Here is a 16236-nt window from a genome sequence, read left to right as displayed (position 1 = left end):
ACAGCCTTCATGTAATGGAAGGTGCCCTGTGGAATCCACACTGTACCGAATCAGGTTATCTGCGTCTTGATCTGATCCTCCTTACGTAACCGGCTATTTTGCGGTGCAAGGTTCTGTCCGCGTGGAAACGAAAAAGCTTGAATTGCGGCCCGGTGTTTACCTCCAGCAAGTAAATTCTCAGGTTTCGATCGATAGCCAGATCCAGACCTAACTCACGCAGCGAGTATGGATTCATGGCACGTGCGACTTGTAAGCCAAGCGCGAAAATTCTTTGTTCTGTTTTCCGACATTGTTGTTCGGACATGCCCATGCTTCTTCTTAACGAGTTGAACAGCCTGATGGGTCTACCGCCCCGGCAGTAATTGGTGACGATTTTATTGGGGGCGGCCCATTTCCCCATGATCCCCATGACCTCCCAGGATGTTCCTGGTTTTAACACGAGGAGGCGGTAGTCGATTGGACGCCGCTTGATCGTCACCATGGAAATGCCCTGTTGAACCAGGTATCGCCTTCTCCCTGTCAACCGGGTGACAACGGAATACAGCTTGCGCCGATCCTGTACGATTCTGCTTGTGACACCTGCTTGCACATGATAAGCTTTCCGACCGCGTCGAATTCGAATGATACCGCCGCCCCCAGTCCCTCGATCCGGTTTCAGATAGAGAACAGGGTATTTACGGAGAAGATAAAACAGCGTTTGTTGGTTCAGCAGGTGTGTTTCAGGCAGAAAAGGACGGATTGACTGATGCCTTGCGAGGATCCGGTGCTTTTTCAACTTGCTCCAGATGCCCATGAACACATTCCCTCCATTGCATTCGTGTTTTGGTTCAGTATCCTATGATGGTTGCAAACAGCCTGTATAGACCGGTATCTTTCGTGGCGTTTCAGATGTAACCCCGTGATAAAAAAAGCTTCGATTGAAGCCCTCTCGAAGAAGCTGGTTCTTCGTTAGAGGAAACTTTTTATGCGTTCCGGAAAGTTTGTTTCAGGACGCTTTCACACGGTGAAGCCCTTAAACTTTCCTGCACGATAAGAAAACCCAGCCGACACCAGAAAGGGACCCGAACCCTTTCCTTGTGGCTGTATTCGATGTCCCAATGTTATAAATTCTTATACACGATGAGAAAAGAGCCATACCCACAGGTTTGGCTCCATCACGGATTTTCTTTATCAATCAGTAGCAGCGATTAATAACGGCGCCCGTCCCTGCGGCGCCGGCAGCATTCTGGCGGACAGAATCGACAGTGGTCAGGACAGAATCGTCGCCAATCTGGCGGTCGATAGGGGGGGCGGTAGGGAGGCCGTTCTGGCCTTTGTTCCGGCCAAAATGCCGAATATCCAGGCCATTGAGAGCTATGATAAGACATGACATTCACCTGCCTTCGTCTTTCTTTCATTACCCTACTTGTATATTCATGTCCTCTCATCATTGCATAGACAATCGACACCAAGCCAAACAAAAAGAGGTTGCTACCTATTCGGTCTGAGAGTCTCCCCTTCCTTGCAGCGAGAGAGAGGCAAGCGGATCCTAAGCAAAAAACCGTTGAGACCTTGCTCAACGGTTTGTCCTTTTATGCTACTTCACCATTTTTCCCATCCGCCTGGCTGCCTCCATGATGGGGACAGCATATTCGCTCATCATTTCCGGGGTTAAACGGTTGGATGGACCGGAAGCAGCGATTGCTGCGACCAGTTTGCCGTTTCGATTAAAGATCGGAGCAGCGACTGCCGCCGCCCCAAGCTCCCTCTCCTCCACGCTGGTAGCGTACCCCTGCTGGCGAATCTGCTCCAACTGCTCGATGTACGCTTCCTTGTCAATCGATTCCGGCCAGTGGGGATCCTGCAGAACCGCTTGCAGCACTTCCGGATCCGCGTATGCCACAAGTACCTTGCTGGAAGCCCCGACGGACAGCGGCATTCTCGCTCCGACGGGAGCCACGCGACGAATCGGCTGGTTGCTCTGTACGGCCTGGATGCGAATCCGCTCGTTGCCATCCCGCACGTACAAGCTGATCGTCTCCCCTACTACATCTCGTAGCCGCTCCATTTCCGGAAGCAAAATGATTGCCGGATCGTCAGAGTGAGCCAGACTGGCAGACAGCTCCCACAGGCGAAAGCCCAGTCGATACTTGTCCGTCTGCACGTCCCGGATGACGAAGCCTTTGCTCTCCAGCGTCGCCAGCAGCCGGTGCACTGTGCTTTTGTGCAGAGAGACACGTGCGGCAATCTCGCTTAACCCCAGCTCTTTTTCGTCCGTAAAGCAGAGCAGGACTTCAAGTGCCCGCTCCACTGCCCGCACGGTTGATTTTTGTTCCTCCATCGTTCCGCACCTCTTCTTTCATGCTCTCCGTTCGTTTCATTAGATGAAATCATGTTACTTGTCAGTATACAGAAAAAAAAGACAACGAGTAAAGTAGCGAGTGCCAACCTATTTTGAAAAAATAGGGCATCCTCCTAAAGCCTTCTGAAGATGTAGTCATAGTTTAGTAGATGAACAGCTTATCTATTACAGGCAGTAAGGAGCTGGTGCCTGTTGGCAAGAAGTAAAACCAAGTATACCAAGTACGCGGTTTTACGCCGCGAGCCGTCACTGCATCCCGCATTGCCCGAAACTCTCCCGTTGGCACTAGCGAACATGAGCCGTTTGCTCGGCAAATATTCGAAAGTCGTTGCGAAACCGTCGACAGGCAGCAGAGGAGCCGGTGTGATCATGGTCTCCTCTCAGGGGCACAATCGGTACTCCGTTCACTATGGACGAGTGCGGCATACATGTAAAGGTCTGAACAGAACCTATACGCATGTGCGCAGCAAGGTGAAAAGGAGCTATATCGTCCAGCGCGGCATTTCGTTGGCGACTGTGAACGGCCGTCCCTTTGACATCCGGGTGATGGTACAGCGCAGAATCGGAGGGAATTGGGTAATCACCGGCATGTTGGCCAAAGTGGCGGGCCCCGGCTATATCGTCACCAATATCGGGCGAAGCAAAGGAAAGGTACTGCCGCTTCGCACCGCCATTCGCCTCTCCAGCGCATGCCGTCTGTCCCAAGCTGCTATCATCAGAAGGATTCGAAGCGTCGCACTTCGGGCTGCCAGACGGTTGGCCACCTACTACACGAGTCAACGGGTATTCGGTTTGGACATGGGCATCGACAGCAGCGGCAGGGTCTGGATTATTGAAGCCAACCTAACTCCGGATATCACCTTGTTCCTCAAAATGAGAGACAAGCGGATATACCGTACCATCTTGGCCTATCGGCGACAAAACCGGAATCGGAAAAGGTAACCCGCGCTTTGAAACCGGGTTACCTTTGGTCTTTTTCATCCTCCAAATGGTGCACATGGAAGTTACTCACGCCGACTGCGCGGACGTACCCGTTTCAATACCGCGCAGGATGCAACATGTTTTGCCACACTCTCTCCTCCTGCTCCATGAAAACGATAGGAAGTTTACATTTCCACAGTTTACCACACCATTCCATTGATATACAGAAAAAATGCCGACCCGCTGCACATTCAGCGGGTCGGCAAGCTCACGGCAACAACAGATACGCCAGCGGTGTGACCAAGATCAGCGTCAACACGGTACGTTCGAACCATATGACGAGCAGCTGCGGAATACTGATCGGAATTTCTGTGGAGAGGATACAGGGAATGCTGGCTGAGAAGAACAGAACGGACGACACGGATACCACGGCGATGATGAATTTGGTGACGAGCGGTGCTTCGGCCACCAGCAGTGCCGGCAGGAACATCTCCGCGATTTCGATTGCGGATGCTTTTGCGGCAAGCAGCGGTTCCGGGATCTGCAGAAGCAGGGTGATCGGATAGAAAATATACCCGACGATGTCAAAAATCGGGGTAAACTCTGCCAGCACGAGACCGAGCAGACCGACGGACATGATGGACGGCAGGATGCTCATCGTCATGACAAACCCGTCGCGCAGATTTGTCCATATGTTCTTACCCAGTCCGGGAGATTTGTCCGCAGTCAGCATGGCCTCTTTCCAGGCATGCTGCAGACGCTTTTCCGTGATGACTTCCTCGGGATCTCCCTTGCCGTCATAATACTCGTCGCTCATCTTGCTCAGCGGCCAGAGTCGGACCGTTACAGCTGTCACCAGGAACGTGATGACCAGCGATACCCAGAAATACAGGTTCCAGATCTCCATGAGACCGAGAGTTTTGGCAATGACAATCATAAACGTGGCGGACACGGTGGAGAAGCCGGTCGCGATGATCGCCGCTTCTTTTGCGGTGTACTTGCCTTCCTTGAACACCCGGTTGGTAATCAACAGACCAATCGAATAGCTTCCAACGAATGAGGCAACCGCATCGACCGCGGAGCGGCCAGGCGTCTTCCAAATCGGACGCATGATCGGTTGTACCAACGCCCCGATGAATTCCATCAAACCGTACCCAACGAGCAGCGCGAGGAATACGGAACCAATGGGAACCACCAGTCCCACGGGAATGACCAGCTTTTCAAACAGGAACGGTCCCATGTTTTTGTCCATCAGCCAGGCAGGACCTATTTTCAGGTAAATCATCAGAGCCACAACGACACCGAGCACTTTCAGCACGGAGAATGCCATGTTGACCTTGCTTTTGTTCCAGCTTTTGGTCACAAACGGGTAAACGGCTCCCAGCAGGATCACCAAGAGGGCATAGAGTGGAATCAGAGAAGGAACGGATGCCCGAATCCAGCTGACAACATGGTCAAGCGGAATCGACGACGTCGTGCCTGCGGTAATCGGGATAAAAAACATAAAAATGCCGACGAGACTGAACACGATAAACTTCCATGCATTGGCAGAAGTATAATAGGCTGGCTTCTGCTCTGTTCTCGCCAGGCTTTCCGGACTTGGTGCAGCCATTTTCAATATCCCCCTTTGACTTCAAAGTCGTTTCCCACCCGGTCCTATCCGATCATTCTTTATTTCTCTCTCTGTTTGAATCCCGTGAGAAACGTAAGCATGGTGTGGACCGCCGTTTTGACGGTGGCTTCTCCTCTGTCCTTAAACGGATCAAGACAGACCAGATCCATCGCTTTCACTTTCGGGTGTTTCCCCGCGAGGTAAACAGCTTCAAACAATTCGTCGCTGCGCATGCCTCCCGGTGTGGAGGCGGGAACGCCAGGACCGTAACTGATGTCGAGCACGTCCATGTCCACGGTAACATAGATGGTATCCACTTTTGCTGCAAGCTGTTCCAGCGCCTTTCTGACGGTTGGCTCGAGTCCCCGCTTCCGCGCCTGCTGCATGGTGGTATAGCGCACCCCGACTTCATCAGCGTACGTTTTGAGGGACCGGGCGTTGAAAAAGCCGTGGAGCCCGATGTTGTGGACGTCCTCACCTTTGACCACGCCGCTCTCAATCAGATTGCGAATCGGAGTGCCGTTGCTTGGCCCGTTGTCCGTCAAATCCCGCAGGTCAAAGTGGGTGTCCATCTGGAGGATGCCTATGCGTTCCTGTGGGTGTGCGTCATTCCAGCCCTTGACCAGCATGGCGGTGATGGAGTGGTCTCCTCCCATGGACACCGGCATCATATGGGGATGATGGGTCCGCATGTGGAACATCGCTTCCCGAATGTTCCGATGGCACTGCTGGATATCCGTCACGTTCTGACGGACGTCTCCCAGATCGACGACGCGTAGATCGGACAGATCTTCGTCGCAGTCCAGATTGTAGGTGGTAAAATACTTCCATGCCCTGCGGAGCGCGTCCGGATTTTCGCTGGCCGCCGAGGCGGAGATGGACGAACGGGAGAGCGGTACGCCGAGAATGGCGACGTCGTACCGCGTCCAGTCGTATGCTTCCGCTTGCGTGGGGTCAAGCGTCTGGATCCACTCGTTTACCTTTGGTTCCGCGGGGACGGCGCTTTTGTCCCAGACAAAGCTTGGCGGTTTGAGCAATGGATACGGATATGCCTTCACGCCAAACGCCCTCCGTCCACGACCTTCACGCCCGCCTTGATCACGGTATGCACGTGGTTCACGCCGTAGCGATACTGCAGCACCAGGTAGTTGGGTACGTCAAAGATCGCAATGTCCGCCTTTTTCCCCGGCTCGATACTGCCGATCTCATGGCCCCGCTTGATTGCATGGGCCGCATTGATCGTAGCGCCGGCGAGCGCTTCTGCGGGAGTCATCCCCATTTTCAGGCAGCTAAGATTCATGATCAGCGGCAGGGAAACCGTCGGAGATGACCCTGGATTGCAGTCGGTGGAGATCGCGACCGGCACACCGGCGTCGATCATTTTCCGCCCATTGGCCGACTCGGCCATCAGGAAGAAGGCGGTACCCGGAAGCAGGACGGCGATCACGCCTTTTTCCGCCATCATCCTGATGCCGTTGTCAGAGGCCCGAAGCAGATGGTCTGCGGAAACGGCCCCGATGTCAGCGGCGAGCTCCGCTCCTTCGTACGGTTCAATTTCGTCTGCGTGAATTTTCGGCAGCAGGCCGTGCTTCACACCTGCCTCGAGTATGCGCTTCGACTGCTCCGGGGTAAATACGCCCCGCTCGCAGAAGACGTCGTTGAATTCAGCCAGGCCGCGTCTCGCCACCTCCGGGATCATCTCCTCGATCACCAGCTCGACGAAGCGATCAGGATTCTCCTTGAACTCCTTCGGTACGGCATGGGCCCCCATAAACGTGCTGACGATGTCAACGGCGTGCTGCTCGTTGAGCTGTTTGGCCACTTCCAGCTGCTTGATCTCGTCTTCGAGCGTCAGGCCATACCCGCTTTTTGCTTCCACTGTCGTTACGCCGTGCAGCAGGAACTGATCAAGACGCTTTTTGCTCTGTGCAAACAGGGTTTCGTGATCGGCCTTGCGGGTAGCGGACGTGGTGGCGTGAATTCCCCCGCCGTTGTTCATGATTTCCATGTAGGTGGCACCCTGCAGCCGCATATGAAATTCGTTTTCGCGGGTTCCCGCATGGACCAGATGCGTGTGCGGATCAACCAGTCCAGGGGTGACGAGCCTGCCTGAAGCATGTATGATTTCCGCTTCCTGCAGCCGATCTCGGTACACTTCCGCCAGTTCATCATCGCGGCCGACAGCGCGAATGATGCCGTCTTCCAGCCATACACTGCCGTTTTCAATGATCCCAAGCTCTCCCATTCGCTTTCCAACGAGCGGCGCTTCCGAGCCTCCCGCAAGCGAAACCAGTTGGCTTGCGTTCCGGATGAATACGGGTTTCGTCTGCTTGTTCATGGCGTCTCCTTTCTAACATCCACCCTTCAGCATGGGGATGTGCACGCCTTTCTCCTTGGCGGTTTTCACGGCAAGATCGTACCCGGCATCAGCATGACGGACGATTCCCATCCCCGGGTCGGTAGTCAGTACGCGTTCCAGGCGTTTTGCCGCTTCTTCGGTACCGTCAGCGACGATCACCATGCCGGCGTGCAGGGAGTAGCCCATACCGACGCCCCCGCCGTGGTGAACAGAAACCCAGCTTGCCCCGCCTACGGCGTTGATGAGCGCGTTCAGGATCGGCCAGTCCGCTACAGCGTCGCTGCCGTCCTTCATTGCTTCCGTTTCGCGGTTCGGCGACGCCACGGATCCGGAATCCAGGTGGTCGCGGCCGATGACGATCGGTGCCTTCAGTTCACCGCGAGCCACCATGTCATTGATGATCTTGCCGAAGCGTGCCCGTTCGCCGTAGCCCAGCCAGCAGATGCGAGCGGGCAGACCCTGGAACTGAATGCGCTCTTGGGCCATGCGGATCCAGTTGCATAGTCGGGTGTTGGAGCTGAATTCGCGCAGGATCACTTCGTCGGTCTTGTAGATGTCTTCCGGATCACCGGAAAGCGCCGCCCAGCGGAATGGCCCCTTGCCTTCGCAGAACTGCGGGCGGATGTATGCAGGTACGAAGCCCGGGAAGTTGAATGCATCCTCGACGCCCTCGTCCTTGGCCACCTGCCGGATGTTGTTGCCGTAGTCGAAGGTGACCGCTCCGCGTTCTTGCATGTTCAACATGGCGCGTACATGCTCGGCGATACTCGCCTTTGATTTTGCCACGTAGGCTTGCGGATCTATTTTACGCAGCTCGGCAGCTTCTTCCAGGCTCATGCCCACGGGGATGTAGCCGTTCAGCGGGTCGTGTGAAGAAGTTTGGTCCGTCAGCACGTCCGGAATAAATCCGCGCTCGAGCATTTGGTTCAGAACTTCCGGAGCGTTGCCCAATAGACCGATCGAGATCCCTTTCTTCTCGCGCTTGGCCTCTTGTGCCATCTGGATCGCTTCGTCCAGGCTTTCCGTCATGATATCCAGGTAGCGTGTGTCCAAACGGCGCTGGATCCGAGTGCGATCCACTTCGATGTTGATGCTGACTCCGCCGTTGAGCGTGACGGCGAGCGGTTGTGCTCCACCCATCCCCCCCAGGCCGGCCGTAACCGTGATGGTGCCGGCAAGTGTACCCTCGAAGTGCTGACGGGCGCACTCCGCAAACGTTTCGTACGTGCCCTGCACGATCCCCTGGCTGCCGATGTAAATCCAGCTGCCCGCGGTCATCTGTCCGTACATCATCAGGCCTTTTTTGTCCAGCTCGTGGAAGTGATTCCAGTTGGCCCAGGCTGGCACCAGGTTGGAGTTGGCAAGCAGTACGCGCGGCGCATCCGCATGGGTCTTGAATACGGCAACCGGCTTGCCCGATTGAACCAGCAGCGTCTCGTCACTCTCCAGTTTGGCAAGCGTTTCCACGATCGTTTCAAAGCACTCCCAGTCGCGCGCCGCCTTGCCGATCCCGCCGTATACAACCAGATTTTCCGGGTGCTCTGCCACGTCGGGATTCAGGTTGTTCAAGAGCATCCGCAGGGCAGCTTCCTGGATCCAGCCTTTTGCGTGCAGCTTGGTTCCGGAGTATTGTTGGATCAGGTCTTGTATGGTTTGCGTTTTCGTCATGATTTCACCTGCTTTTTCCGAATGTTCTTGCTTACTCATGAGTATAAAAAACAGCCGCTTTTGAAAACAGGCGGCTGTTTTTCGAATTTTTCTCATTATTTACGCATCAAAAAGCAGATCGGAAAACGCTTGCGCGAAAAACTTATCCTTTCTTTCGGTTTTTATTCTTTTTTACGATTTCGAAATGAACGTGGGGTTGTCCCCGTTTTTTCCTTGAAAATCTTGCTAAAGTAGTTGCCGTTGACAAATCCCGTCTTTTCCGCGATTTCCTGCACCGGCCATTTGGTATCCAGCAAGAGCCGCTGCGCTTCTTTGACCCGGATCGCCGTCAGCAGCTGGCGATACGAGCTTCCCTGCTTTTTCGACAGGAGCGAGCTGAAATAGGCAGGACTTCGGTCCACGTGGCGGGCCACATCCTCCAGTCGCAATTCGGGATTGCGAAAATGTTCTTCCATATAGCGGATTGCCTGCTCGATCACGTCTGCGCGGGCGTTCTCCTGATGCATTTTGGCTGAATCCATGACTTCGTACAAAAACAGCAAAAACTCCTGAACGATGCGGTAGAGTATCGGATTGTACAAGATCGTTTCAAAGACGCGGTGGTAGCGCTCTTCCAACGCCCCTTGGTCCAGGAAGTACGACTTCATAAATCGACGCACCTGGGCCAATATGCTGGTGAGCCTGATACGCAGCAACCCCGGTTCAGGGTACGGTTCTTCCTTGTTGAGGAATTGCTGGTACATCCACTGCTTGATTTTCTCCCTGTCCGCGTCATTCAACATGTCAATCCACGTCCGCTGCTCCGCCGGGGTCAAAAACGGGTCGATCATCACCCAGTCCACTTTGTCTTCGACGACGGATATTTGCCGGTAACCTTTGAAAAAGCGGATCTCCAGCGCCTGTCTGGCATGCAGGTACTTCTGGTTCAGCGAGATGGACGGATCATGTGAGTCGTAGACAACCAGCGAGAGCGGCTCGGCATGGTCGGCCTCCCACTCTGCCAGCAGTCGTTTTCCCAGCTGCTTCAACCGCTGCGCAGGCTGTTCACCTGCGAGGGAAAAGACGCAGACGATCAAATCGCTGAGCGGCAGCAAAACCGGAGCCTCCAGGAACGGAAATTCGTCGAGAAACGATAACAGCAGCGGATGCTGTTTCGGATTTTCCAGCTGCAACAGCATCAATTGCAGGTGGCCGCCTGACGCCTCCTGGGGAAGAAACAGCGACCGGTAGGAAAGGGCCGGCTGTTTCGGTTCCACTGCCTGTTCCGCCTCCCCCCTGCTTTGCCCAACCGTTCGACAGCAGCGGGTCAACACACGTCTGATGTGGTCGGGAGATTGCGGTTTGATCCACAAATCGCTGGCGTTCAGCTCAATGCCCTGCATTGCCCGCTCAAACGTGGCTTCTGCCGTCGTAACGATGACAGTCGGCTTAAACCGCCTGGCCAGCTGTTTGAGACGATCCCAGCCGTCTTTGGGAATCATGTCCAGCTCGATGCAGATGACATCCGGCGCTTCGGACTCCAGCAGTTGTACCGTCTCCGGCATGGAACCCGCCGTCAGGATTCGGTCAAAGGGAATGGCATACGAGGAGACCAGCCAGCCGATCCCTGTCCGTTCGTTTGGGTCGCGGTCTGCGATCAGTAACGTCGCCATAGGTGAACTCCTTTTGGACAAAGTCGTTAGTCCTATTGTACCTATTCGACCACTGCCCACGCAAAGTGCACATGCTCAAACGCGCGATAGCCGTCCGTGCGGCCCTGAAAGTAGCGATCCTGGATCTCGGCTGGACTCAGGTTCTCCTGGAGACGCAAACCGATACGCGCAAGATCTGCGGCCAGCGTGGACGGGTCAAAGCCCGTTTGCATCGGCTCGCCCGACCGACGCACAGCCTCCTGCATCCGTTTTACCCGTACAGCCGCTCTCTCGGGAACAAATGCGTCCGTATCCAGATAATCGAAAACGATGGCGCTGCCGGCCGGTGCGATGCCGGCAATCGAACGCAACATGTCGAACACCACGTCGCGTGACAGATAATAGGTGACCCCTAACCAGCTAAAGAAGCTTGCAGTATGCGATTCATACGAGGAATGCTTGAGTGCCGCAACCAGGCTCTCTTTCGTGAAATCCACCGGAACGAAGTGCAGCTGCTCCGGATGTTCCCAGCCCAGCTCAGCGAGACGGTGACGCTTTAACGCTTGCGTGGCCGGATGGTCGACCTCAAACACCCGAAGCTGCCTTGCCATCTCCGGTCTCCGAAACGCAAACGTATCCATCCCAGCCCCGAGGATCACATACTGCTGCACGCCCTGCTTGACGGCTGTTTCCAGGCTGTCCTCCGTATAACGCGCACGGCTGATCGTGATGGAAGTGCTTTGGGCTCGCATGACCAATGCCAAGGCTCTCTCCTGATCCGGGCACGACGCAGCGCTTTCAGGATCAAAAAAAGGAAGCGCCAGCGCCAGATTCCGTCCCAGATTCGTGAATTCTTCCTCCGTAAGCATTTGACCGGCGAGAAAGTCATCAAAGATCTTTGGGGTATCGTGTTTGGCATGATAGGCACGGGAGTAGGCAGATATCAATGCGGTAAGGCTGACTTTGTCCATCAAAAATCCTCCTTGGAACCATTTTTTTGTCTGCTGAATACCCAGATGGAATCACACCCTATTTTTTATCATAATTCCAAAAACAAAGTCAACAAATAAATTTTTATCATATCATAATTATTAAATTTTGTCAAATGTTTTTTTGAACAAAAAAACCGAGGCAAGGCCCCGGTTCTGTTGGGTTGCGATCGGGATTCTCCCCCGATCTCACAAGCGCGCTTCGTTATGACGTAATCGACAGATTGGGATTGTACCGCTTTACGTACGAAAGAATTTCTTCTCCTTCCAGCAGGCGGACGACCAGTTGGATCTGCTGTTCCCCGAGGAATTCCCGCAGTTGTTCCGAACCTCGCTGCAGTCGTTTGCGTGCCGTCTCCGGAAGGGTCAGCACGTGAGGGACAAGCAGCTGCAGGTACCAAAGGCCGGTGTGCTCTTCCGAGATGTCGATTTCCAGTTCCATGTCTTTGCTTTCGAAAGCGTACAGCACATTAAACAGCGCCTCTCTCATAGCAGCGTCAAAGCTCCCCACCTCAACGCGCAGTACGCTCAGGTAGTACTCTTCGTTGAACAGCACGATTTGCTCGTCAATCGGTTGGTACTTCTTTTGCAGATGATCCATGTGAACTCCCCCCATTTGAAAATTGCTTCCTGCCTTAAAAAAAGCTTCGATTGAAGCCCTCTCGAAGAAGCTGGTTCTTCGTTAGAGGAAACTTTTTATGCGTTCCGGAAAGTTTATTTCAGGGCGCTTTCACACGGTGAAGCCCTTAAACTTTCCTACACGATAAGAAAACCCAGCCGACTTAAGCGATCGCTGGTGTCGGCTGGGGCCCGAACACTTCTCTAGTGGCTGTATTGGATGTCCAAATTTATAAATTCTTATACACTTACAAAAGCGTACTGCCTTCCGCCAACGCCTGCGCGTCTTCACGGGTAATCAGCACGGCCCGCGGTTTGCCCCCGCTCTGTCCGGCCACGTGCCCTTCCCCTTCCATCATCTCAATCAATCGGGCGGCGCGGTTGTAGCCGATGCGGAACCGGCGCTGCAGCGCCGATGCGGAGGCCTGCCCCTGCTCCGCCACAAACAGCAGCGCCTCGTGGTAGAGCGGATCGTCACCCATGTCGTAGGATTGTACCTGCTGCTCCAAATCTTCCTTGCTGAAGTAGTACTCCGGTTTCCGCTGCTTTTTGATCATGTTGGTGACTCGCTCGATCTCGTCGTCAGAGACGTAGTTTCCCTGCAGGCGAACAGGCGTCGCTCCGCTCTCGAGGAAAAGCATGTCCCCTCGTCCCAGCAGCCGCTCCGCTCCCGACTGATCGAGGATCGTTCGGGAATCGACTTGCGAGAATACCGCAAACGCCAATCGCGTCGGAACGTTTGCCTTGATGTTCCCGGTGATGACGTCCACGGACGGGCGCTGCGTGGCCAGCAGCAAATGAATGCCGCAGGCCCGGGCCTTTTGCGCAATGCGGATGATGCAGTCCTCCACGTCCTGCGGGGAAACCATCATCAGGTCGGCCAGCTCGTCAATCACAATGACAATGTAGGGCAGCGGTTCATCCGTGGTCAAATTGTAGCGGTCAATATCGCGCACGCCGGCGTCCACAAACAGGGCGTAGCGCTTTTCCATCTCCTCCACGGCCCACTTGAGGGCGGCGGTCGCCTGCTTGGCGTCCGTCACCACAGGGGTAACCAGGTGAGGCAGATGGTTGTACGGCGCCAGCTCCACCATTTTCGGGTCGATCAAAAGGAGGCGAACCTGCTCCGGAGAAGCCTTGTACAGCAGGCTGACGATGATGGAGTTGATACATACGCTTTTTCCCGAGCCGGTGGCACCGGCAATCAGTCCATGCGGCATTTTTTTGATATCGGCGACAATCGGATCGCCGCCGATGTCCATCCCCAGCGCCACCGCCAACGGAGACGGATGGTTGAGGAACTTCTCCGACCCGATGATGCGGCTGATGAAAACCGGCTCGCTTTTCAGATTCGGGACCTCGATCCCGACGGCGTTTCGTCCGGGAATCGGCGCTTCGATGCGAATGTCTTTGGCCGCCATGTTCAGCTTGATATCGTCAATCAGGCCGGTAATTTTGTTCACCTTGACGCCCGGCGCAGGCTGGAGCTCGAAACGTGTGACGGACGGCCCCTTGACGATGCCGACTACCTGGGCACTGACGTTGAAGTTGCTCAACGTCTCCTCCAACAGCTGTTTCTGGTCCAGCGTGTATTCGTAATCGTCTTCACTCAGGGATGGAGACGGATTCAACAGCGACAGCGAAGGCAGCTCGTAATGGCTGACACTCTCGACCGTCCGACTGACAGGCTCTTCTGCCACGCGCGACTGTGCGGGCGGCTGGGGCGGTGAAACCGGCATGTACACCGGACGCTCCGGTTCAGGTTCAGCGACCCGCTCCTCGCTGATCGTCCGTTCCGATGTCTCCTCCCCCGCCCCTGTTTGCCGTGCGGTCGGTTCTTCCTGTTTCGCTGCGGATTCCGCATCCGCATGCGGCTCCTCGACAGCTGACTCTCCTGTCTGCGGCTCCTCGGGCCATTGCCCGTTTGTTCCGTCATTTTTAGGCTGATCAACCACCGGGTTTTCCGCAGGCATCGACTCTTCCTCTGGCACCGGCTCCAGGACCGGTTCCCTCACATCCTGCTCATCCACATCCGGTGTCACAGCGACGTCTTCAACCGTGTCTTGTTCAACCAAATCAGGCCCTGATACGACCGGCTCCATCGAGACAGCCGGTATCGATGCGGCTGCCTCCTTTTTTCCACTTGTCACCTCGGTCGCAGTGACAGCCTGCGGCCGAGCCTCCGTTTCCGCGTTTCTTTGCCGTTCCACTCTCGGCTGGGAGGGGGAATCGACCTTGCCATAAATGGGGGAAATCACTTCTGTCGGTTTATAGGGACGCTTCTCCACAAAAGCAGGTCCGGCGGTCGCCTTATGCACCGCGACCGGTTGTTCCTCTCCCGGCACTGACGCCTGCTCGCGCTTCAGCTTGCGGGACGGTTCGTCGGGGATCACGGGGAAGCGAAACTGCCGCTCCTTTTCCCTCCTTGAGGTGCTCGCCGGAAGCTCGCTCATTCGTTCTCGCGGGTAAATCCTTTTCGTTTTTGCCTGGAGCTGACCGGGGGGAACAGACAGGCGAGCGCTTTTCTGCTGTTCGTCATCTTCTCCCTGCAGGTACCGTATCAGCTTTTGCAGCCACGACCACATGTGCAAATACTTCCTTTCTGCTTGACCTCTTGTTCTCTTTCCTATCATCTTACCATGAAAGTACCGGTTGTTTTTGCTAGATTGCCGATTTTTTTCCGATTTTCCTGAAACGTTTTCCAGATTTGGACGTATTACTCTTGCGGGAATATTTTACCAAACGAATATGGGATGAGGAGGACATGGAGCATGTGGAAAAAAGGAAGCATTCTGCTGCTGGCGTTGATGCTGCTGCTCGTCGGCTGCTCAAGCGAAGCATCGCTGGTACGAGACTCGATCGCAGCGTCGCTGGAAAAACCCAATTATGATTATCACGGCACCTTGAAGCTGACGGGGGATATCGAGAAGCTCCCGCAGGCGCTGGGCGAAGAGGAAAACAAGGAGTTTGCCGCTTTCGCTGCCGCCCTGAAAGCTGGCCTGACCGTATCCGGTTCGCAGAAGGATCTGCAAAACACCAAGCTGGTGCTCAGCGTGAGTGACGATAAGCTGCTGCGTGAAAAGGGCCTTTGGACAGGGGAGAAAAACGCTTCGGTGGAGCTATTGCTCAACGATGATCGCCTTTACATAAAGACCCCGCTGGATCAGAAGCATCTGCTGGTCGACACGCAGATGCAGCAGCCGTTCCCGACAGCGAGCGGCATGAGCGAAACATCCGCCATCGATCCGGTGAAATGGAAAGATTTCCATGACAAAATGAACAAGCTGGTCCTGGACTTCATGAAAAAGTACATCGCCACATACGGCTATAAGCTGTCTGACGCAAAAAATCTCGGTACGGAAACGGTTGCGCTGCCAAACGGCCAAAGCGTCGAAGCGACACACGTAACCATGGAGCTTGACCTGAAGGAGCTGGTTGACATGCTCCTATACACCGCCAAGGATGCGACCACGAATGCCGACGTGAAGACGTTCGCGGTCGACTTCATGGTGCTGACCCAGTCCCTTTCGGAAGAGATGGATCCAGCGGTAAAGAAGACAACAGAAGCGGAAAAACGGGCTGCGGCAGAAGCAACGGTCACCATCGGTCTGACCGCCCTCAAGGAATGGCTCGATACCGAAGGCAAGAAATACACCTCCGACGAAATCGTCAAAATGGCAAAAGCGGAAGGTCTGGATGAACTCAAGTGGAATCTGGACTTTTACATTGACGAAAACAAAATGCCGGTTCGCCAAAAAGGAACATTCAGCGTAACCTTCCACGCACCGAAATGGAAAGAGCCGTTGACCATCGGGTTGGAATCCGATCAGTACATGTACAATTTCGGCAAGGCAACCGCCTATCCCATTCCGAAGGCGGATGAAACGGTTACCGTTGAACAGCTGGAAAAAGACAAAGAGGCCGTCTCCGCTTTCCATGAAACAGGCTTCCTGCGCAAACTGCTTGAATTGGCGCTGGAAGAGAAGAAAGCCCGTCTGAACAAAGGTAGTGCACCCTAACAAAGCATAGGCATGATGGGTTAAGCATCATGCCTTTTTTCATCCCTTTACAGGAATTTTCGGAAAAATCAAGAATCC

At 54.7% G+C, this 16236-nt stretch carries 12 protein-coding genes; 2 read left to right on the top strand and 10 right to left on the bottom strand.

The features are described 5' to 3' along the window. Window positions 1-55: 55 nt before the first annotated feature. On the bottom strand, window positions 56-793 hold the full coding sequence (locus ACE99V_RS00755) for a YheC/YheD family protein (RefSeq protein ID WP_400489034.1): 738 nt from the start codon (window positions 791-793) through the stop codon (window positions 56-58). A gap of 783 nt (window positions 794-1576) precedes the next feature. After that, complete coding sequence (locus tag ACE99V_RS00750; RefSeq protein ID WP_400489033.1) at window positions 1577-2320, bottom strand: IclR family transcriptional regulator; 744 nt, start codon at window positions 2318-2320, stop codon at window positions 1577-1579. A gap of 213 nt (window positions 2321-2533) precedes the next feature. Between ACE99V_RS00750 and ACE99V_RS00745 the strand changes: the two genes are divergently transcribed. Then, on the top strand, window positions 2534-3283 hold the full coding sequence (locus ACE99V_RS00745; protein WP_400489032.1) for a YheC/YheD family protein: 750 nt from the start codon (window positions 2534-2536) through the stop codon (window positions 3281-3283). Between the two features lie 247 nt (window positions 3284-3530). On the opposite strand, the gene ACE99V_RS00740 is transcribed toward ACE99V_RS00745, so the two are convergent. From ACE99V_RS00740 to ACE99V_RS00705, 8 genes are all read right to left on the bottom strand, one after another. Next, a complete protein-coding gene (locus ACE99V_RS00740) occupies window positions 3531-4874 on the bottom strand; it encodes a YjiH family protein (protein WP_400489031.1) in 1344 nt (447 codons plus the stop codon). A 59-nt stretch (window positions 4875-4933) separates the two neighbouring features. Next, on the bottom strand, window positions 4934-5932 hold the full coding sequence (locus ACE99V_RS00735; protein ID WP_400489030.1) for an agmatinase family protein: 999 nt from the start codon (window positions 5930-5932) through the stop codon (window positions 4934-4936). Next, window positions 5929-7212 carry an imidazolonepropionase gene (gene hutI, locus ACE99V_RS00730; RefSeq protein ID WP_400489029.1) on the bottom strand — a complete coding sequence of 428 codons (1284 nt, stop codon included), beginning with the start codon at window positions 7210-7212 and terminating at the stop codon, window positions 5929-5931. The genes ACE99V_RS00735 and hutI overlap by 4 nt, the downstream gene beginning before the upstream one ends. Before the next feature lie 12 nt (window positions 7213-7224). Beyond that, window positions 7225-8901 (bottom strand): urocanate hydratase, encoded by a 1677-nt coding sequence (hutU, locus tag ACE99V_RS00725; RefSeq protein ID WP_400489028.1) that lies wholly within the window; start codon window positions 8899-8901, stop codon window positions 7225-7227. 161 nt (window positions 8902-9062) lie between these two features. Next, window positions 9063-10553 carry a helix-turn-helix domain-containing protein gene (locus ACE99V_RS00720; protein ID WP_400489027.1) on the bottom strand — a complete coding sequence of 497 codons (1491 nt, stop codon included), beginning with the start codon at window positions 10551-10553 and terminating at the stop codon, window positions 9063-9065. Window positions 10554-10594: 41 nt separating this feature from the next. After that, window positions 10595-11503 (bottom strand): class I SAM-dependent methyltransferase, encoded by a 909-nt coding sequence (locus ACE99V_RS00715; protein WP_400489026.1) that lies wholly within the window; start codon window positions 11501-11503, stop codon window positions 10595-10597. Window positions 11504-11726: 223 nt separating this feature from the next. Continuing rightward, entirely contained in the window at window positions 11727-12122 is a 396-nt protein-coding gene (locus tag ACE99V_RS00710) for a hypothetical protein (RefSeq protein WP_400489025.1), read from the bottom strand. 265 nt (window positions 12123-12387) lie between these two features. Continuing rightward, the gene (locus tag ACE99V_RS00705; protein ID WP_400489024.1) at window positions 12388-14724 is read right to left on the bottom strand and encodes a DNA translocase FtsK; all 2337 of its coding nucleotides are present in this window, start codon (window positions 14722-14724) and stop codon (window positions 12388-12390) included. 186 nt (window positions 14725-14910) lie between these two features. Between ACE99V_RS00705 and ACE99V_RS00700 the strand changes: the two genes are divergently transcribed. After that, a complete protein-coding gene (locus ACE99V_RS00700) occupies window positions 14911-16158 on the top strand; it encodes a hypothetical protein (RefSeq protein WP_400489023.1) in 1248 nt (415 codons plus the stop codon). Window positions 16159-16236: the final 78 nt, after the last annotated feature.

Origin of the sequence: Brevibacillus soli, assembly GCF_044759095.2 — a bacterium.
In the GTDB taxonomy this organism is placed as follows: domain Bacteria; phylum Bacillota; class Bacilli; order Brevibacillales; family Brevibacillaceae; genus JBIYSM02.
Note: the sequence above shows the minus strand (reverse complement) of the source record. Positions and strands in the feature narration are given on the sequence as shown.